A 20,364-nucleotide genomic window follows, 5' to 3' on the forward strand; every position below is an offset into this window, starting at 1 on the left:
GATAAGTTACTGTCGGTACCGGAGAACAATACGGGCGGCACCTGTCGCAATGATTCAACATGCGTTGCAAGAATGCGGACGATCTAGCTACTTTCCGGCGCAAAATTCAATCTGGTTGGCCTTGGACTAGAATCGCGCGATATGCGGAAAACTGCCAGGTCGGACGGAAACAGAATTGACGTTGGTTGCTTTCGTTGATTCATTCTTGTGGATGATTCGAGAGCGAACCCTGCGAGCGCGCCAAAAGCTGGTCGGCAAATTGCCGATTACTGGCGAAATACTTCGTGGCTCGCTGCTGGAGCGCACGATCCGGCATACCAAAGATTGCCCGAAATGCGCGCGTGGCGAAGGGCACCGGGTCTTCGTTCTGACGGTGAGCTATGCCGGCGGACGCACCCGGCAAATCAGTGTGCGTCGTGAACGGGTTCCCGAGGTTCGCCGTTGGCTCGATAATTATCAGAAACTGAAGGAGACGATCGAGACGATCTGCGAGATCAATCACGATTTGCTGCGTCCGGAGAAAACGGCGGCAAAGCGCGGGGGGAAGAGCCGTGATTAAGATGCGACGCGCGCAGCTCAGCTTCGGCGATGGATTGATCGCTGAGGAGGTGAGCGATCTCCGCGAGAGCTGGATGACACACGCCGATCAGGTGCTGGCGGACGAGCAAATAGTAGCCGCCGTGTACGAAGCGCTGATGAAACGGCATCCCAAGAGCCGCAGCCGCGGCCGGCCGGGCGCTCCGGCGGAAGTGGTGCTGCGCTTGTTGATCCTCAAGCACATCCGTAACTGGAGCTATGGCGTGCTGGAGCGCGAGGTGCGCGCCAATCTGGTGTACCGCGACTTTACCCGCGTGGGCGCCGCCAAGACGCCCGATGCCAAGACCATGGGCCGCTGGGGAGTAGCGGTGGGGCCGGACGTGGTCAAACAGATTCACGAAAGACTTGTAAGGCTCGCACGGGACGAGGGGGCGATGGAAGGGCGCAGAATGCGCGTGGATACGACGGTGGTGGAGACCAACATCCATTATCCGACCGACTCGAGCTTGTTGGGAGACGGGGTTCGGGTGCTGATCCGCGCCATGCAGAAGATCACAACGATCGCTGGCGAGGCTGGAGCCAGACAGTGCGACCGTAGTCGGACGGTGAAGCTGCGGGTGCTGGATATCGCGCGCGCGGCGCGCTCCAAAGCCAAGCGGAGCCGGGAGAAGCTCACGCGGGCGTACGGCAAATTGCTCAACTCGACCAGACGGGTGGTGGGACAGGCAAAGCGGTTCTCCAAAGAGATCGCCGCAGGAGTGAAGCGCGCTTCGAGCATTCGCAAGCAGCTGGTGCTGGAGGGCCTGGGTCAGGAACTCGATGCGATGGTGCTGCTCATGAAGCAGGAGGCAGCGGCGAAAGCAAAAGGCGTCAAACGCGTTTGCATTCCCAACCGCTCAACCAAGAGCATTGAACATTGAACGCAGGCGCGAGCAGAAGAAGCGCTGGTTCCGTAACGGCCAGAAATGGCGGACCGGATGCGAGGGACGCATCAGTGTGACTAAGCGGCGGCATGGGCTTAACCGTTGTCGCTACAAAGGTGACGCCGGGATGAAACGTTGGGTCGGCCTCGGCGTCATTGCCGACAACCTCATCAACATCGGCCGCGCAATGGAAAAGCGGGCTGCCCGGTAAATCCGCCCGCCCTCACCATCAGGCTCTGTCAAAAACCCCGCCGGTCGCCCCCGGCGGGTCTTGCGTTGCTGCGCGTCCTTGAACACTCTTCCAAAAGCATCAATTTTGCGCCGGAAAGTAGCTAGCTAACGAATGCCCCTAAATACTGACATTACGAGTAAGCCGGCTCTTTCAACGAAGGACGCCCTAGACGATCGATTCCATGAATTTGGCGGTCATGGAAGTCGAGCGCCCCCGACGCAGTCGTCTTACTGGTCGATACGTCCGCGATCATCCCATCGACAATCTGAACTGTCCCGTTGAAACACGCCGACCGCGCCACGATGTTCGCGTTGGTCAAGACAACTTCGCTGGATTGAAGGACGTTTTGTCTTCTTTGAATTGGAGAGTTTGCCGATAGCCCCATCGGAGCGCGCCTCTTTTATGCCACTGGACCGGCTCGGTTCTAGCAGCAATCAACGGCGCGTGAGAGACGACGCCATGACAAATCGTGTCCCTTTGATCGAGTCGTACAATGGTTCGAGTCGAGAGACATTCCGTCCGGACGTTTTCGGAAAAGCAAGGTGAGAGGCTGAGGTGCAAGAGCTATACCTGGCAGCGAGGCGGAACTCCCGCACGAGCTGCGGAGTTTGCTCGGGCACGTGGCGGACCAATAGTGGGATGACGCACAAGCCTCGATCCCCCAGGCACGGCGGCAGCTTCTCAAAGAACGACAGCATGAAACGACGCTCAAGCCGGCGGCGGATTACACCTGACCGGGCTGCATCGAGTCATGCACTTGAAAGTCCGACTTCGCGATATCCAGACCAATCGTCGAAATTGACTGCATAGGCTGCTCCTCCGAATTGGGGGAGCCTCAAACAGCGTCCGCTCCTTGGCACTCTCGTGCCCGGAGGAGCCGTCCACGGCATAGCGTGTCCCGACAGAGGAGCTTGCGGCGCTCGACCAGAAAGATCATCGCGACACACTCAAACCGCTGGAGCGATCGAATTGCTCGACTCAATCGACAGCCTACCCGCTGGAAGTGCAGCCTGCCTCAATCAGGTTGAGGCAGTTACTCGACCCCGAGGAGCAGTCGCTCAGCGGCAAATGAGACTAGGATCTGGCATATCGATATCGCCTCTCAATTCGAAGATGTCACGACTGATTGGAGAATCATCGGTACGAATGCGTCACAGTGACACGATCTGTAATGGCACTGTCTCTCATGTGCTGTTGATTGCTGATAGAATCTAACCGGAAATATTGGAAATGGGCATCGCGGACGAATCATGCGGCGACTTCTCAGACGAACATTGCATCCTAATCGCCGCTCGATTGAAGAGAGGCTTCGTTGGCCGCGAATGTCGTAACGCAGTCGGCGTGCTTCAACGGAAAACTTCAAATTGTCGCCCCCACAGCATCCGACCCCACCGCTCCGCTCGACAGCGCCAACCGCAAGAACTTTGGCCGGCCTCATCAACTTTGGCACAGCATCGGTACTGCGATCATCGCCTTATCAATCGCGATGAGGGTAGGAGTAATGCCGCTGACAAGCCTTTCAGCTTAAGAGACGCGACGCAATTAAAGTACGCTTGACTGGAGTGAGCTAGGAAGCCGTTATCTGATGTCGGATAATCCTCGGTACGCGATCTACTACACGCCGGCTCCGGAACACCCACTAACCGTGGCGGCGAGGGCCTGGCTTGGGCGCGACGCCTTCGCTGGATGCTCGCCCATGGCGTCAGGTGGATTCGTTGCCACCGCAACGAACCAAATTCGCGGCGCTCTCACCAGAGCGCCCCGCCGCTACGGCTTCCACGCAACGCTCAAGGCGCCGTTCCGGCTCAAGAAGGAGTGTTCCGTCGAGGTACTGGAGCGGGCGCTCCGCAAGTTCGTGGCAGCTTGGCCTTCATGCCCGATCGGTCCTTTGAAAATCGATCTGCTGGGTGGCTTCTTTGCGCTGGTTCCTGTGAATCCGGCTCCCACTCTGCAGGGCCTTGCCTCGTGCATCGTTGAAGAGTTCGACCGTTTTCGAGCGCCGCTGAGCCAAGTCGAGTTTCAACGGCGTTTATGCAGTCAGCTCAACGAGATCGAGACCACCCATCTTGTGCAATGGGGCTACCCGTACGTTTTCGATTGCTTTCGCTTCCACATGACCCTGACCGATCGCCTTCCCGCCGAAAACCAACCTGTAGTGCGGCGGGACTTGGATACGGTGTTCGGGTCCTTGCTCTGTGAAGACTACAGCGCCGATGCCCTTTCCCTTTTCGTTCAAGAACATTCCGGGGCCGATTTTGTCGTGCGATCTCAGTTCGCCTTGAGGGGCCCTACCCTCCTCAGAGAGGCGGTATGAGCCGATGACCTTTGGGCGCGGCCATCTGGTTCTCGTGGTTGGACCCAGCGGTGCGGGCAAGGACACCCTGATCGACTATGCTCGCGCACAATTGCAGTCCGATCCAAGTTTTCATTTTGTCCGCCGGATCATCACCAGGCCTCCTTCCATCGGAGAGAATCACGAATCAATTGGTGTTGAGGAATTTCAACGCCGAGCCAGCGCCGGCAGGTTCGCCCTGCATTGGCACGCGCATGGGCTTTTCTACGGGATTCCTGCGGTAGTCGAAGACCACCTCGATCGCGGTATAGTCGTCGTCGCGAACGGCTCCCGAGCAGTCGTGCCCCTCGCCCGTCAGCGCTATCCGCAACTATGTGTCATCAATGTCACCGCACCCGTTGAAGTCTTGTCCGAGCGCCTTAAGGGACGCGGACGGGAAAGCGAATCCTCATTGAAGCAGCGTCTTGCGCGGGACGTTACTGCGATCGAAGAAATTAACGTTTTGCAAATAGAGAACGCCGGTTGCGTGAACGTCGCGGGCGATCGGTTCGTCGATGCGCTGCGCGCCTGCGGACAATTGAGGACCATCACGAGCAGTCCTCACGTATGACGGCACATCGATTCGTGCAGCAGAAATGAGAAACATAACTTTGAGACCGCCCGCCCATCCAGGCAGTTCATCATCCCAGATGACATAGTCATTTCTGTCCTGCTTCTGCGACATCGACGATCCCCTCATTGAGCTTTGCGCCGGCCTCGATCGCGTCATGCACCTTGGTAAGCTAATTCCCAACAGCGAGAGAACCAATCGAATATAGCGATGGAGGACACATCAATACTCATGACTCTGGACGGGCCCGCCGTTCGAAAACGTAAAGCGTTTCCCGTCACGGCGTTCGACCAATACCGAAGGTACGAATTCCCGATTCATCTGCATGAAAATCGCACTGGCCTGCACCCGCGCAAGCAATGTAGAATCGGCGTCCGTTCCACCGCGATAGAAACTGAATCCAGTCTTGGAGAACGCGGTTTGGCCTGCGGCCGGATCAGAACTGCGTGGAGCTATGCGCAGGACCATCGGGTGGGTGGAGAGATCAATAGGTAAGAGAGGTTGAATTCCAGGTCACTCGAAATTAGTCAGAAGGATGAGCGCATCGTGATGCTCGTCCGAGCATGGTCGGCAGCGCGCTGACGCTCGGAATAAAGAATAAGAAGACGGGGAGATTTCTGTTGGACGGGCAGTTGCAGGGGTTGATCGACGCTATCGATCTGGCAAACGACGAGCGCTCCATTCGCAATGCGCTCAAGAAGTTTACTGTCTCCTCCGGTTTCGATCGCTATGCCTACATTCATGTTCACGCTGATGATGCGGTTGCTTTCAGCGACTATCCCGCGGAATGGCTGAACCTCTATTTTGCGAAGCGATACACGATCATCGACCCGGTCGTGACGACCGCCAAGCGCAGCATGCGGATGTTCGCCTGGTCGGCGGAGGAGCGCGGCTCGCGCGAGATCAAGCAATTTTATTCGGAGGCAACTGATTTCGGCATCCGCTCCGGCGTTTCCGTTCCGATCAGGACAAGCTATGGCCGCACCGCGATGATCACGCTCGCATCAGATCGGCGGCGGGTCGAGTTCCCGCCATGGGATCCGATGCAGGCGGCATTGGCGCTCGCCTACATTCACGTTCGCCTCAGCCTGGTGTCTGGGTCGTCCTTCAAAACAGTAGATGTGACGCTGTCGACGCAGGAAGCCACCTCCCTCAGCTGGTCGTCACACGGCAAGTCGATGAACGTGATCGCGGACTTGCTTGGGATCAAGCCGCGAACAGTCCAGTTCTATCTGGATAACGCGCGCGACAAACTCGGCGCCAGCAATCTTCAGCAGGCCGTCCGCATCGCCATGGAGAAAAAGTTGATTTAATCCAGCCTGAGCGCCCGTGGGCAGCACTCACTTTCACATTGGTACCGCCTCTCGCCCGGCGTCGCGCTGATCCGTGAGGTCTGCGAGTCGCCGTGTCGATTATCCGGCCGGCACCTTCGGAACGAAGCCAAGCCGATTGATCAGGTTGTTCAAGACAAGCTGACGCGCCCGATGCTCAGTCTCCGCATGTTCATGGCTTCGTTGGAGCTCCGCGCGTCGTTTGGGACAACAGCCTGTGTCAGCCTCTGCTGCTACCCACTTCAGTCGGGCGGTCTCGGCGAGCGCGACGCTGGCACGGTATTTGCGCATGGCGTCGATGGCCAGGCGCTCAAGCTCAGGTTGTGCCATTCCCCCGAATATCTGCTCAAGATCGTGCTTGAGCCCAACGCCGGGCGATTCATCATCATTGTTCGATGCCACAATTCTCACACAGACTTGGTCCGCGGTGCGCCCCCGCCGACGATAATCCCCTTGATCCCAAGCCGGGGGTTAGAAAACCGCGATTAGACGGTCCCTGCGACCTTTAGCACCGAGGCGCCTGGACATACGTCACAGGCCCCCGGCCGTTAGGTCAGAGGATCCCGGTGCCGTCACGGCCGGCACCAACCGCTAATCGAGGGGTTTCTAAGCCCCAGGGCAGCGCGTACTGCCCTGCGGTGCCTTATAGATTGAAGAGGGATTCGACGCCAGCGGGGGAGAATGCGGCGAATTCAACCAGGTTGGTGTCGTCTGAGTGGCCAAAAGCCTGGCGACATAAAAGGCCGCGCGGGTGATTGGTGACGCCCGATACTTGCCAATCATGCCATTGGCGCGTCGAATATGGCTCATTCAGCCTACGGCACTCGTCCCCAGGGTGCGCAGCAATCCGGCGCCAAGAAGGTCTTCGTTACTGCAATTCTGCTGCGGGTACCGGTAGCATACATGATGAGGTAGAATCGGTCGGGCCTCCAAGGCGGCCTCCGGAAGGCAGACCGTTCGTGTGTCCAGATAATTCACTTTGCTCATTGAACCGTCCCGCCCCGGCTCCAGGTGATCCGATAGACCGGCCGAAGATGGAGAGTACAGAGCCGGGCGCGCGAGACCGTGCAGGTCTGCTCGGCTCCGCCAAGGCTGATCGCATTACCGCTCCCCTGCGCCACCGCACGTTCCGGCGCATCTGGATCGCGAGCCTGGTGTCAAATCTGGGCAGTCTGGTGCAGGGAGTCGGAGTGGCGTGGGCCATGACCGAAATGTCTTCATCGGTGGACAAGGTCGCGCTGGTGCAAACTGCTCTGGGATTGCCAGTGATGCTGATCGCAATTCCGGCGGGCGCGATTGCGGATCTACATGACCGACGCATCGTGGCCTTGATTTCACTCGGCATTGCATTGGCGGCTGCTACCACGTTGGCTACGCTCGCTTCGTTGGGGCTGCTCACACCGGACCTCTTGCTCGCGCTCTGCTTTGCAGCGGGCTGTGGCGCCGCGATGTGGGGCCCCGCTTGGCAGGCGGCTGTCAGCGAGCAGGTGCCAGCGCAAGCTCTGCCAGCCGCCGTCGCGCTGAATGGAATCAGCTACAACATTGCACGAAGCGTAGGTCCGGCAATCGGTGGCATCATTGTGGCCACTGCAGGGACCGTTGCGGCGTTCGCACTCAATGCGGTGTCCTATCTGCCGCTCGTCGCCGCGCCCTATCTGTGGAAGCGCGCGGCCGGACGGTCGCGCCTGCCGCCGGAACGGCTCGACCGCGCGATTCTTTTAGGCGTCCGGTACATCGCGAACTCACCCTCGATCATGATCGTGTTGATCCGCACGATCATTGTGGGCTTGATCAGTGGAGTGATTCTCGCGCTTTTGCCGCTGGTGGCGCGCGATCTCCTCCTTGGCAGCGCACCAACATACGGTCTGATGCTAGGGGCCTTTGGTTTGGGAGCCGTCATCGGAGCGGCAAATATCGGGCTGGTGCGCAAGCACTTGACCGGTGAAGCAGCTATGCGCTGCTGCGCGCTCGCTATGGGCACGGGCATTGCTGTTGTGGCATTCAGCCGAAATCCAGTGATCGCTGGACTGGGACTGGTCGTGGCCGGCGCTGGGTGGACCCTCTGTTGGACGCTGTTGAATATTGGCGTACAGCTTTCGGCGCCGCGCTGGGTCGCAGCACGATCTCTGGCTGCCTATCAGGCGGCCTCAGCAGGTGGGCTGGCGCTCGGCAGCTGGGGTTGGGGGCATTTGGCGGACATCGCCGGTGTTGAAATAGCCCTCCTCGTCGCAGCCGCACTGATGCTTGCATCGCCACTGGTTGGCTTATGGCTACGAATGCCTCCTGTGAGTGCGCGTGCGGAAGAGGGAAGCCTCCTTGAGGATCCAGAGGTGCGGGTGCCCATCACCGGGCGCGACGGACCTGTGATGATCGAGATCGAATATCAGGTTATGCAGAGAAACTCGCCTGGGTTTCGGGACATCATGCGAGAACTTCGGTTGGTCCGGCAGCGCAACGGCGCCCACGACTGGTCGATCGCGCGAAACATGGCGGATCCAGAAATGTGGATCGAGCGCTATCACTTCCACACATGGAACGACTACCTACGCCAGCGCAACCGTTCCACTCAGGCTGAGCGAGCAATGGAAGGCCGCGTCGTAAAAGAGTACCACGTCGGTCCAGGCAAGGTGCGTGTGCGCCGCACGATCGAGCGCTCGTTCGGATGAATCGAGTGGCTCAACTGGGAGTGTCGCGCGGGCTACCGGCGACCGGGTCGCGCTGCCGCCTATCCACCAGACCCTGGCTTACGTGCCGAGGTCGTTGCAATCCGAAGGCCTATTTCGGCTTGCTGACGCCAATGCCGGTCAGATCGATCCGGATGCCCGCCTTGTTGGGATCGCCCGGCTCCTCCTTGGCCTGCTGAGTTTCATGGCCGGGACCGCTTGCAGGGCTCGCCGCATCACCGTCCGCGGGCTTGTCGCTAGCGTCCGACGCCCCCTTGCGGGCCGGCAGGCTGCCGGGATCGGGCTCGTCGAATACATATTTCCCGTCGAAATAGCCGGTCTTCCAGGCGTCGATCGCATCGCCGAACACCTCGTCGACCGGCGCGCCGTACCATTTCGTGACGATGCGATAGACCTTGCCGAACAGCGCCGTACCCATCCTGATATTGGCGCAGGCATCGACCAGATCGGGCTTGAGCTCGGCAACGTCGGCGACGCCGAGCCCGGCCGGATATTGGGTCACGCCGACGCGGACCATGGCCTGGCCGACGTAACGGCGAACCAGCTCCATGGCGTCATCCGCGCTCTTGGGCGGCGTCACCAGGATGACTCGGTTTCCGGTCCGGACGGTGACGCCGAGCGGATCGGGTGCCCCGACCGCGCGGATGAATTTCTCGACGATCGCAGGCTGCAAACCCGGATCGGCGCATTGATGAATGGTGGCGGCATCGATCATTGTCATCCCCTTCAGGTGTTGAACGAGAGAACCAGCGGCAGCCCGAAGAGGCGCGCCCAGGCTTCGGTGCTGGCTCTCTGAATCGCGAGCACGTTGGTTCCGGCGGTCCACCAGTCGTTACCGATTGCGACAAGCACATCGGGCGACGTGAGCATCGACTGCAGGACGGGCCACACGAGCAGCTGCTCGTAACAGATCAAGGGCGCGACGCGCCGGCCGGCGGACTCCACGACGGGATTGCCGAAGAAGGTGGCCCTGGCGCCTCCGCCCTGCCCCGTCCATGCGAGCCAGGGTTGCCACATCGAGACGGGGACCGGCATGCGCTCGCCGTAGAGCCGGCGCGTGCGACCGGCGCTGATCTCCATGATAGCGTTGTCATAGCCTGCGCGATCGACGATCGCCGCGCCGGCAATCACCGTGATGCCGGTCTCGCGAAGACCGTCCATCCAGAAGCCGCTCATGGTCGGCGTCCATAGCCCGGCCGCACTCTCGGGAAGCACAACAACACGCGCTCCGGCCGCGCCCGCTTCGCGCACGCGCTGGAGAAGCGCCCGGGATTGATCAAAGTCCGGAGCCCGACCAAGCGCACTGCCAAGCTTGGTATCGAGCCCAGTCCAGCCGCCCGGTTGCGCTGGCCCGATCCAGTGCGCGGCCGACCAGGTCCAGAAGCCGGCCGCGACGATCGCCGCGATGGGCCACTTGCCGGTCGTCATGGTGAGCAGGATGGCTGTGGTCGCGCCCAGTCCCCACCATCCCCATCCGGGAAACAAAATGCCGGCCGCGGTGATTGGCTGCGCCCATCCGACGATCCCGAAGGGCGGCACGCTCATGAGGAGCGCCGCAACCCCAAAGCAAAGCGCCCTCTCCCATCCCGGCCGGCTTTGCCACAGCACGGCGTGGACGAGGACGAAGATGGCCGCTGCGCCGATCCACAAGGCGATGCCGACGCCATCGGTGCCGTAGAAATTGACGACGCCCTGCGGCAGGGCGCGCGATGCCGCGAGGAAATAGGCCGCGCTCACACCCGCTGAGATCACCCTCGACGGCGCGAACGCCCACAGCGTCGGGAAGGCGCAGGCGAGTGGCAGGGCGAGCGCGTGACCGCACCAGGCAGTAGCCCCGGCCGCGGCCGCGGCAACGACCATCGCCACGCCACGCCAGGCGCTAGGGACCGAAGGTGAACACCGGCCGGGCGAGGCCGAGAACGCCCGATGACGGGATCGGGCCGAAGTAGCGGGAATCATAGGAACCTGCGAAATCGGAGTGGAGATAGAGCTCGCCGGCGGGAATGACGCCGCCGGCAAACGGCGCGAGAGGACGGCCGGCGGCATCGGCATGCCAGACATCGGAATCGGGGAGCGGACGCCCGTCGATCGACACTCGTTCGGCGACATCGATCCGCTGTCCGCCGATGGCGGCGACGGTCTTGATGAGCGGGCTTAAGCCCCCCTCGCAAAGTCCGCGCCGGACGTAACCGCGCGCGAATGCGCGTTCGAACTCGACCGTGTCAGGCGGACAGACGAAGACGAGATCGCCGGCGGCGACTGCCCGATCCAGCGTCTCGATGCGCCAGAGACCCCGCGGATAGCTCGGCGTCATGTTGATGCGCAGCCCGGCGCACCAGCCGGCGCCCGCCACGGCTAGGATGAGTCCGGCGGCAGCCACCAGAATCACCAAGGGGGAGCGCCGTATGCTCATTTCAGGGTCCGTCCCTGGCTCTGGGTCAGACGCTGCGCCTCGGCCTGCTTGAGGGCTTGCGCGGTGCGCTCCTGGGCTGCGAGCTCCTGTGCCGCATGCATCGCAGGCCAGGCTTCTTTCAGCTGCTCGCGCCGCGCCGGATCCATGCCGGCGGCCGCCTTCTCGAAGGTCTGCCCGTTGGGTTCTTTGGCGGCGTTCGGCAGGAATGTGCGATCGCCAAAGCGCTCTGCGACGGCCTTGTTGAAACCGTCGATCTCCGCTTTCACCATCCGGTCCGCGAGCGCGAATTCGAGCGCGCTCGGCAGGTCGTTGCGGTCGATGGCATCCCGTACACGCTCGAGCACGCGACGTGCATCGCGCGACAAAGCGGGGACGTCGATCGCGACGCGATGCCGAATCGCGCGTTCCTCGGCTTCGTGCTTGTGCTCAGCCTCGGCGCGAAGACGTAAGTAACGCTCGATGTCGCGCTTGAGCGCCGGCATATTAGCCTCGGCACGTTGGCGCTCCTGCTTGTCGGCCTTGCCTGCCATCAGACCGGTCTTGCCGCGCAGCGCCCCGAAGGATTCTGGGCTCGAGGCGAGACGAGCGATCGTCGAAGTCGCCGTGGCGGAATCCTTCAGCATGGCGTCAAAGTTTGTCGCTTTGAACGCCCGCTCGGGATCGGCAAAGACCAGGCGGAAGCGGGTGGACACATCCTCCCACTGCTTCTTGATGGCGGGGTCGGCGACGATCCTGTCCTCGACCGTGTCGATCAGCGATTTCGGGAATGTCGTCACCCCAGTGACCATGGGCTTCGCCTCCTTGTGTACGGTGCTGATGGTGGGTTTGCGGGCATCGACGAGGCCGAGTTTTTCGCCGAGCGCGCGCAGCCGACGGCCGACGTCGGCAAGGCGCTGCCTTTGACGAACCGTCCAGCGCAGGCGGTCGCTCATGAGCGTGCGCGCCACCCGAACGATATGCAGTCCACGGTTCGCGGAAAAGCGTAACGCATCGCGGTAGAGGCTGCCGCGTTCGTAATCGAGCGTGGTCTCCTTCGCCCTGCGCTGCGACAGGATCGGGATCAGGCCACCGGCCTTCTGGAACGAACGCCGGCCATAATAGAGCGCCACATCCTCGCGATGGCGGGTCAGCGCGACATAGGTCAAGTGCTTGTCGAGGGAGAGCGTTGCGAGCACCTTGACCCGGTCGACGGTCGCTCCTTGCGCCTTATGCACGGTCGTCGCATAGCCGTGGTCGATATTGCGATAGAAGCGCTGATCGACCTCGACGCGGCGGCGGCCCTCGCCCTCACCGATCTCGGCGACCAGGTGTGCCGGCGCGGCTTCGACGACCTTGCCGATCATGCCGTTCTTGACGCCAAGCGAGCCCTCGTTCTTCAGGAAGACGATCTGGTCGTCCGGCGCAAACCGGCGCTCGCCGTCCTCGGTCCGGAAGGCATGTCCCGTTTCGACGAGACCGCGCTCGACGAGTTTGGCCCGCGCCATCTCATTCAGCGCGCGGACGTCGCGGCGCAGATGCGCCAGGATCAAAGTCGATTTCGATGGATCGTAGTCGCGATTCCAATCGGCGATGAGATTGTCGATCGCCTGTGCCTTCAACTCCGAGCCGAACACACGTCCCTGATGGCGATAGGCGGACAGGGCCTGCGCCGTCCGGCCACGGGCAAGATCGAGCGAAGCGTCGCGCATCCATTGCTGACGCTGGCGATAGATCGTCTCGAGCTCGGCATAGCCCACGCGCTCGACGATCGCGCGAAACGCCGCGCCCGCTTCGATCGGCTGGAGCTGCTCGGGATCGCCGACCAGGACGAGCTTCGCTCCGGCTTTCGAGGCTGTTTCGACGAACAGCGCCATCTGCCGCGACGCGACCATGCCGGCCTCGTCCAGGACAAAAACCGTTCTGTCGTCGAGGCCGTCACGGCCGCTCTTCCATCGCAATTCCCAGGAGGCGAGCGTGCGGGATTCGATGCCCGCCTCCTTGTCCAATCCCTCGGCCGCCTTGCCCGCCAAGGCGCCGCCAACCACGCGGTAGCCAGCGGCCTCCCACACCTCGCGCGCGGCCCGCATCATGGTGGTCTTGCCCGCCCCCGCCCGTCCGACAACCGCGGCGATCCTTTCTCCGGACGCTAAGTGCTCGATGGCGGAGCGCTGCTCGGCCGAGAGGTTGGCGTGCCGCGCGGAGACGGCCGCGATGACCGGTGCCTTCACCGCGAAAGCCGCACTGCCCGACAGGTGGACCGCGCGGCGCGCCATCTCCGCTTCGAGCCGGATCAGCTCGCGCGTCGTGTATTTCGCGGGCGCCCGCGCGCCTGTGGCGAAATCGACCGACTCGCCTTCCAGCCGGAGCGCATCCGGGCTTAGCAACACCCGCGCCATCAACTGCTGGAAGGCTCCACCATCGTCGACATAGCGATGCAGGACCTTGCCGACATCGCGCTCGTCGAACACGCTCTTTTCCCGCGAAATCATGTCGAGCACGATCTCTGGACGACGCTGGATTCGTCTTAGCGTCTCGGCCCGGTTCTCGTCGAAGACGCGCAGCCGTTCGAGGTCGGGATCGCGTCCCTCGCGCTCCGCCCGGCGCTGAATGGCCTTGGCCGCAACGCCGATATGGGTGGTCGGCACGACATCGATGCCGCGCTCGGCGTAGGAGCGCCCATCGACGCGAATCTCGTGGCCGTTCAGCGCGAGGTGCTGATTCAGCAGGTCGAGCCAGCCGTTGCGTTGCTCGAGGAACTCCTGTTTGTCGCCGGCCCAAAGCCGGTAGGCGATCTTGCCGGATTTCATACGCGTCGGCTGCCCGTCGTCGCCGAGGACCGCGACCCGCTTTGGCCCGAATCCGTCCTCGGTGAGAGGCCGCAGCGTCGTCATGAGGTGGACATGCGGATTGCCCGGCTCGTCGTGATAGACCCAATCCGCGACTTGCCCGCGCGACAGCACCTGCTCGACCACGAACTGGCGCATCAGCGCGACGTTCTGTTCGGTCGTCAGCTCGACGGGCAGCGCGATGATGAACTCCTTGGCGAACTGCGCATCCGCCCGCTTCTCGAAGGCCTCGACCTTGTTCCAGAAGGCCTCCGAGGTACCCGCAACGGAGCGATCGGCGATCATGGTCCGGAGCCAGGCGGGCGCGTCGGCCGGCACCAGGAACTCCTCGTGGATCATGCCGCGCTTGTTGGAATAGTCGGCGGTGCGGCCCTCGGCCTCTAACTCCATCCTCGCGCAATGCCGGTAGGCAGCGGCCAGCACGGCGCTGCGGCCATCGCCGCGTCCGATGAGCTGGGGCGTGAAATGGGTGATGGCCACGGCTGGAGCGATCCATAAGACAAATGCACATGCCGTTCATCGGGATCGGCCCGCCCATTCGGGGCGGGAAGCAGGACGTCGCGTCAGCGACGTATTACTGCGCCCTTGGAGCCGCTCCTTCGGAACGGCGGGATGATCTTCCAAAGCGTCGGCTTCGCCGACCCCGTTAATTACACGGGTCGCGCTTCGCGCTCACCCCGGCTTTCCTGTCGAGCGCTTCGCGCAAGTCATGACAGGAAAGGTCTTCCGGAATGAAAAAGCCCTCGCGGCAGATCAGAGACGAAATCGCACGCCTCCAGGAGCAGCTGAAGCAGGCTGAAACGCGGGAAGCCGAGCGCATCGGCCGCATCGCGCTCAAGGCCGGGATGGGAGAGATCGAAATCGACGAGGACGCGCTGCTGTCGGCCTTCGAGGAGGTCGCCAGCCGGTTTCGCAAAGGCGGGACCCGAACCGCGAAGGCGGCGGCGGCCGTCGCGTCTGGCGCGTCTTCGGGCGTGGCTGAACAGGGCTGAGCGCATGCGCCGCTCTGACGCCACAGAGTCCCGCAAGAAGGACACGCGGAAGAAGATCGAGCTCGGCGGCCTGATCGCGAAGGCCGGGCTTCGCTACGAGAAGCGCGCGCTGCTGCTCGGCCTGTTGATCGATGCCGCCGACCGTCTGCGGGGCAACGAGGCGGAACGCGAGCGGCTGATGGCGATCGGCGTGAAAGCGTTCGGTCATGAGAGCAAATAAGATCGCGATGACGCTCGCGCCGGCCGTGCTGATGGTGGGCTTATGCCTTGCCCTCACCGGCGTCGAAGCGTGGCTTTCCAAGTTCGGGGCGAGCCCGAACGCGCGCCTGATGCTCGGCCGGATCGGCATCGCCCTGCCCTACCTCATGGCCGCGGCGATCGGCGTGGTCTTCCTGCTCGCGGCGGCGGGTGCGACGGCGATCCGCTTCGCCGGCCGGAGCGTCGTGTTCGGTGGTTTCGTTGTGGTCGTGATCGCCACCTCGCGCGAGATCGCACGGCTCCATTCCTTCGCCAACGCCCTGCCCTCTGGAGACCGGCTTTTGAGTTATGCCGATCCCTCCACCATCATCGGAGCGACGTTCGCTGCGCTCGTGGCCGTGTTCGGGTTGAGGGTGGCCATGAGGGGCAATGCCGCCTTCGCGGCCGCTGAGCCGCGCCGCATCCGGGGGCAACGCGCCATCCATGGCGAGTCCGACTGGATGGCGATGACTGCGGCTGCGCGGCTGTTCCCGGAGGCAGGTGGCATCGTGGTCGGGGAGCGCTATCGCGTCGATCGGGATGCGATCACTGATCAGTCCTTCCGCGCCGAAGACGGCGGGACATGGGGGGCAGGCGGCAAGTCTCCTTTGCTCTGCTTCGATGCGTCCTTCGGCTCGTCGCACGGCATCGTGTTCGCTGGTTCCGGCGGCTTCAAGACGACATCCGTGACGGTGCCGACAGCGCTCAAATGGGGCGGCGGATTGGTCGTTCTCGACCCTTCCAACGAGGTCGCACCGATGGTCACGGGACACCGGCACGAGGCAGGTCGCCAGGTCTTCGTCCTCGATCCGCGCTCTTCCGCGATCGGCTTCAACGTGCTCGACTGGATCGGCCAGCACGGCGCGACAAAGGAGGAGGACATTGCCGCCGTCGCGTCATGGGTCATGACCGACAATCCGCGCCAAGGCTCGGCGCGGGACGACTTCTTTCGCGCCTCGGCGCTGCAACTGCTGACAGCCTTGATCGGCGATGTCTGCCTTTCCGGTCATACGGAAAAGAAGGATCAACATCTCCGCCAGGTCCGCGCCAACCTGTCCGAGCCGGAGCCGAAGCTGCGCCAGCGGCTTCAGACGATTTACGACAATTCGGAGTCGGGGTTCGTGAAGGAGAATGTCGCGCCCTTCATCGCCATGACGCCGGAAACATTCAGCGGCGTCTATGCCAATGCCGTGAAGGAAACCCACTGGCTCTCCTATCCCAACTATGCCGCGCTGGTGTCTGGTTCGAGCTTCACGACGGCCGAGATCGCGGAGGGCCGGACGGACGTCTTCATCAATCTCGACCTGAAGACGCTGGAGAACCATGCCGGTCTCGCCCGGGTCATCATTGGCTCGCTGCTCAACGCCATCTACAATCGCAATGGCGAAGTGACCGGCCGCACCCTGTTCCTGCTCGATGAGGTCGCTCGCCTCGGATATTTACGCATTCTCGAAACTGCGCGCGATGCGGGACGCAAATACGGCATCATCCTGCTGATCCTTTACCAATCGATCGGCCAGATGCGCGAGGCCTATGGCGGACGTGATGCCACCAGCAAGTGGTTCGAGAGCGCGTCCTGGATCTCCTTCTCGGCGATCAACGATCCCGAGACGGCAGACTACATCTCAAAGCGCTGTGGCGACACGACGGTCGAGGTTGATCAACTGACCCGGTCCTCGCAGGTGTCGGGTTCCTCCCGGACGCGGTCCAAGCAGCTCGCGCGCCGGCCGCTCATGCTGCCGCATGAGGTCCTGCGGATGCGGACCGACGAGCAGGTCATCTTCACGGCCGGCAACCCGCCGCTGCGGTGCGGACGGGCCATCTGGTTCCGGCGCTCCGACATGCGAGCCTGCGTCGGCGAGAACAGGTTCTACCGGAGAGAAGCTGGTGGGCGTAGCTGATGATCGCGAAACGCGGCGATGACCCGCAAGAGGATCGTCACGCGAATACTCGGAGACCGGTCGAGGGCTCCGGAGAGCCGTTCAGCGGCGCGAGTAGAGCCGTCCCCAAAGGGGCTCGCGCGATCCCTCATTGATCACAGGAGGACACATTGCGCGCACCAAATTGGACAGGGGTGTCAATCGGCGTTGGACTGGGACCCCCGATCGGCATCCAAAGGGGGCTCTGACGCAATTTTGGTGCAGCTCCGATTATTCTGCACCGATTAGCCTGGCCTGAAGGAGATCGATTTTCCCGCGACCGTACATCTGCCTTCTCACGAGCTTGAGGCGGGTGATCTGACCTTCAGTCTGTCCGTTGGACCAGGGCGATGTGATTGCCGCCCGAACCGCCGCTTCATCCTTCGTGACGCCGCTGGCGAAGGAAGTCACGAGACTGGCGCGGGCGCGGTCGATCCACGGCGTGAGCCCTGCTTCGGCTCTGCGCCGGATCATCAAGTGGAATTCGGCGATGATCTCGCGAGCCTCGAAAGGATGGTACGCCAGTTTCGATTGCCGCGACCGTGACGGTCTCTGCTTTCGTGAGCAGATCTCCGCCGATTGTCATGAGGCGCGCGATCGTTCTGGCCGATGGAATCCGCTGAAGGTTTCGTGCGTCGGGCTTTTCAGCCCTTCGTCTGCGGGTCGCCCACTCGCTGATGACGCGGAGCGAGCCTCTGAAGCCACGCGCCGTTAAACGACGCCAAAGTTCAGCCCCGTTTCGGCAGCCGGACGCCCACTGATCGTCGAGCCACGGCAAGTGTAAGTCCAACGAACTTTGCCGGGTCCGGAAGACATCGTGTCGTTCGCCGCGAATCGCCTGCCGTACCAGCTTCCTGCTGTGACCAGTCTGACGCACGATCTGCTTGATGGGTATGCCATTCTTCGACAGAGCCAGGATAGCCGCATTGGTCTCCTCGCGGCGCAGATAACCCTCATACTGGATCCGCTCTGCGGCTGTTAGCAGCTTGGGATCAATCGTGGTCGCGCCGATCACTGTGCGTATCTGGCGCATCGATTTGCGAACGGCATCGAGGAAGGCCCGACTGGCGTTCTCCATCAGATGCCAACGATCTGCAACCTGTACCGCATGCGGTAAGGCTCTTGCTGTCGCTTCGCCATATCCCCCACCACGGTCACGGGCAACGATCGCGATCGTGGGATGAGCAGCGAGCCAGGCTTGGGCAGTTGCGGGCTCCCGATCCGGGAGCAGGGTGACTACTCGGCGCCGCTCCAGGTTGCAGATGATGCTGGCGTATCGGTGGTTGCGCCGCCAGGCCCAATCATCAATGCCGATAACCCTGAGCGGATCAGCTGGCGGACGGCTACGGCGTCGGACCACGCGAAGGAGCGTATCCTTGCTCACCGGCAGCATTAGCCGTTTTGCGAAGCCTGCTGCCGGTCGACCGCCAAGCGCCAGACCAAGGTGATGGACGATAGAGTCCAGCCTTGCCGTGCGTCGCGCCGACGGTGCCAGCACCCCTTCGGCGAAGCGCTCGGTGAAGATTTGGCGCCCGCATAGGACGGCGCCGCAACGGAAGCGACGAGCAATCACCAGAAGCTGTACGATCCGGCCCGAAAGGGGAAGATCAGTCACACGACGCCGGTATCGGCTATGGACGCGTCTGACAGTCGGGAAACCGTTCCGCAAGATGGGCACAGACCAATGCTTCCCGACGCCCGGACCGCAATAACAGCCTTATCACCTTCGTAGTACGCACTCTCTACAACAAATCCACTCGGCACCAGACTGGAGCGCTGGAGTGCCTGCTGCATGGCGCTGATTCTCCCCCAAATCAAAGCGCCAGACATCCCTCGAACTGCATCAAAAGTGATGGTGTGGAACGGCCCTTCGAACCGGCATCAAAAGTGCCTAACGTGGTCGCGTAGAGAGGCGCCACAAAGGAAGGACCGTTCCATGGAGAAGATTATCACGGTGGGTTTGGATTTGGCCAAGTCGATCTTTCAAGTTCACGGCATCGCCGAAAACGGGAAAGTCTTGGTTCGTCGCACATTGCGGCGATCGCAGGTTCTGCCCTTCTTTCGGAGCCTTCCAGCTTGCTTGGTAGGTATGGAGGCCTGTGCGAGTGCCCATCACTGGGCACGCGAGATAGCGGCGCTGGGCCACGCTGTCCGCATGATGCCGCCAGCCTACGTGAAGCCTTACGTCAAACGAAACAAGACCGACGTGGCGGATGCTGAAGCCATTTGTGAGGCGGTCACCCGCCCGACAATGCGGTTCGTACTGGTGAAGACTGCCGAACAACAAGCGGCCAGCATGATTTTGCGAACGCGAGAGCTGCTGATGAGGCAGCGCAGCCAGACTGCAAATGCCCTACGTGCTCATATGGCCGAATTGGGCATTATCGCCGGCACAGGCATGGCAAGCATCGCAAAACTCCTGGTGCTTCTCCGGGACGAAAAAGACAATAGGATCCCCGGCGCCGCCCGCTTTGCCCTGATCCTATTCGCTGAACAGATTGAGCTGCTTACAACCCGCATAGAGAAGCTCGACAGAGAGATTTTGGTTGCCGTCAGAAAGGACCCCGATGCAAGGCGTCTGATGAGCATTCCGGGTGTCGGTCCTCTCATCGCCGCTACCGTTCGGACATCGGTTTTGGATGCTCGCAATTTTGCGACTGCACGAGATTTTGCGGCTTGGACGGGGCTCACACCGAGGGCACAGTCGAGCGGCGGAAAAGAAAGGCTCGGCGCGATATCAAAGCGTGGAAATCGGCAACTACGGACGCTCTTGATCGTTGGTGCGACCTCTATCATCAAGCTTGCTAAACGAGGCTTGAAAGTCCCACTCTGGATTCGGACCATGCTGCAAAGACGGCCGGTCAAGGTCGTATCGGTCGCGCTCGCCAATAAGATTGCGCGCACGATCTGGGCCTTGCTGGTCAGAGGCGGCATCTATCAGGCGCCGGCCGCAATGCTGAAATCCTAATCTTAAGAGCTCTCCGGCGGAAGAAGAAAGCTGCCGAGGAGGCAAGGTGCAAATCTGGATGAACCCCGAATGACGTCATTCCCGGTAGCAATCAGACCGCCTGACTCACTGCGCTTCGAGCGCGAGAAATTGATTGGGCGATTGCTTCCGCGGATATCATCGTGGCCAGCGGCCAGGCGCCGCTTCACAGGCCGAACATATGACCGCACCGTCATCCCTTGTTCAACCAGAGAAAGATCTTGCAGCCCGGGCCGTTCCGCATATGAGTCAGAAGAGCCCTTATTCCATGCCGAAACACACAGGGGAGCAAGCCAGCTGCTCCTGGATGTCCTCAATAAGCCGCTGGGGGCGGCCTTCGTTGTCATCGAGGAAGTCGAAATGGAAAATTGGGCCTAGGGCT

14 protein-coding genes and 2 pseudogenes are annotated in these 20,364 nt (G+C 61.8%); 10 read left to right on the plus strand and 6 right to left on the minus strand.

Annotated elements, in window-relative coordinates; all coding sequences use genetic code 11:
- The first annotated feature begins 175 nt into the window (after positions 1-175).
- The 5 genes and pseudogenes from QSV46_RS35195 (at position 176) to QSV46_RS35215 (ending at position 5,908) form a co-directional block, all read left to right on the plus strand.
- A complete protein-coding gene (locus QSV46_RS35195) occupies positions 176-559 on the plus strand; it encodes a DUF6788 family protein (RefSeq protein WP_148741338.1) in 384 nt (127 codons plus the stop codon).
- 1 nt (position 560) lies between these two features.
- Positions 561-1,671 (plus strand): annotated as a pseudogene (locus QSV46_RS35200) (transposase).
- Positions 1,672-3,277: 1,606 nt separating this feature from the next.
- Complete coding sequence (locus tag QSV46_RS35205) at positions 3,278-4,006, plus strand: DUF1045 domain-containing protein (RefSeq protein WP_314962586.1); 729 nt, start codon at positions 3,278-3,280, stop codon at positions 4,004-4,006.
- 4 nt (positions 4,007-4,010) lie between these two features.
- Positions 4,011-4,595, plus strand: a complete 585-nt coding sequence (gene phnN, locus QSV46_RS35210; RefSeq protein WP_314962588.1) for a phosphonate metabolism protein/1,5-bisphosphokinase (PRPP-forming) PhnN — start codon at positions 4,011-4,013, stop codon at positions 4,593-4,595.
- A gap of 620 nt (positions 4,596-5,215) precedes the next feature.
- Positions 5,216-5,908 carry an autoinducer binding domain-containing protein gene (locus tag QSV46_RS35215; RefSeq protein ID WP_314962589.1) on the plus strand — a complete coding sequence of 231 codons (693 nt, stop codon included), beginning with the start codon at positions 5,216-5,218 and terminating at the stop codon, positions 5,906-5,908.
- Between the two features lie 99 nt (positions 5,909-6,007).
- Here the strand turns inward: QSV46_RS35215 and QSV46_RS35220 are convergent, their stop codons facing one another.
- Positions 6,008-6,337 carry a transcriptional repressor TraM gene (locus QSV46_RS35220; protein ID WP_314962591.1) on the minus strand — a complete coding sequence of 110 codons (330 nt, stop codon included), beginning with the start codon at positions 6,335-6,337 and terminating at the stop codon, positions 6,008-6,010.
- Between the two features lie 623 nt (positions 6,338-6,960).
- Here QSV46_RS35220 and QSV46_RS35225 point away from each other — a divergent pair.
- Positions 6,961-8,592 (plus strand): MFS transporter, encoded by a 1,632-nt coding sequence (locus tag QSV46_RS35225; RefSeq protein WP_314962594.1) that lies wholly within the window; start codon positions 6,961-6,963, stop codon positions 8,590-8,592.
- Positions 8,593-8,701: 109 nt separating this feature from the next.
- Here QSV46_RS35225 and QSV46_RS35230 read toward each other — a convergent pair whose 3' ends face one another.
- Genes QSV46_RS35230 through traA form a run of 4 tightly spaced genes read right to left on the minus strand, consistent with a single transcriptional unit; the run spans position 8,702 to position 14,328 of the window.
- Complete coding sequence (locus tag QSV46_RS35230) at positions 8,702-9,325, minus strand: TraH family protein (RefSeq protein ID WP_314962596.1); 624 nt, start codon at positions 9,323-9,325, stop codon at positions 8,702-8,704.
- A gap of 11 nt (positions 9,326-9,336) precedes the next feature.
- Positions 9,337-10,569 (minus strand): conjugal transfer protein TraB, encoded by a 1,233-nt coding sequence (locus QSV46_RS35235; RefSeq protein ID WP_314962598.1) that lies wholly within the window; start codon positions 10,567-10,569, stop codon positions 9,337-9,339.
- Positions 10,490-11,017, minus strand: a complete 528-nt coding sequence (gene traF, locus QSV46_RS35240) for a conjugative transfer signal peptidase TraF (protein WP_409997251.1) — start codon at positions 11,015-11,017, stop codon at positions 10,490-10,492. The genes QSV46_RS35235 and traF overlap by 80 nt, the downstream gene beginning before the upstream one ends.
- Before the next feature lie 2 nt (positions 11,018-11,019).
- On the minus strand, positions 11,020-14,328 hold the full coding sequence (gene traA, locus QSV46_RS35245; RefSeq protein ID WP_314962604.1) for a Ti-type conjugative transfer relaxase TraA: 3,309 nt from the start codon (positions 14,326-14,328) through the stop codon (positions 11,020-11,022).
- A 251-nt stretch (positions 14,329-14,579) separates the two neighbouring features.
- Here traA and traC point away from each other — a divergent pair, with 251 nt between their 5' ends.
- Genes traC through traG form a run of 3 tightly spaced genes read left to right on the plus strand, consistent with a single transcriptional unit; the run spans position 14,580 to position 16,978 of the window.
- Entirely contained in the window at positions 14,580-14,840 is a 261-nt protein-coding gene (gene traC / locus QSV46_RS35250; protein WP_314962606.1) for a conjugal transfer protein TraC, read from the plus strand.
- 4 nt (positions 14,841-14,844) lie between these two features.
- Positions 14,845-15,060 carry a type IV conjugative transfer system coupling protein TraD gene (traD, locus tag QSV46_RS35255; RefSeq protein ID WP_314962610.1) on the plus strand — a complete coding sequence of 72 codons (216 nt, stop codon included), beginning with the start codon at positions 14,845-14,847 and terminating at the stop codon, positions 15,058-15,060.
- A complete protein-coding gene (traG, locus tag QSV46_RS35260; protein WP_314962612.1) occupies positions 15,047-16,978 on the plus strand; it encodes a Ti-type conjugative transfer system protein TraG in 1,932 nt (643 codons plus the stop codon). The genes traD and traG overlap by 14 nt, the downstream gene beginning before the upstream one ends.
- A gap of 249 nt (positions 16,979-17,227) precedes the next feature.
- On the opposite strand, the pseudogene QSV46_RS35265 reads toward traG, so the two are convergent.
- Positions 17,228-18,790: pseudogene (locus tag QSV46_RS35265) on the minus strand (ISL3 family transposase).
- A 142-nt stretch (positions 18,791-18,932) separates the two neighbouring features.
- Between QSV46_RS35265 and QSV46_RS35270 the strand changes: the two are divergent.
- Positions 18,933-19,964, plus strand: a complete 1,032-nt coding sequence (locus QSV46_RS35270) for an IS110 family transposase (RefSeq protein WP_314962615.1) — start codon at positions 18,933-18,935, stop codon at positions 19,962-19,964.
- The last annotated feature ends 400 nt before the right edge of the window (positions 19,965-20,364 follow it).

This window comes from Bradyrhizobium cosmicum (assembly GCF_032290525.1).
In the GTDB taxonomy this organism is placed as follows: domain Bacteria; phylum Pseudomonadota; class Alphaproteobacteria; order Rhizobiales; family Xanthobacteraceae; genus Bradyrhizobium; species Bradyrhizobium cosmicum_A.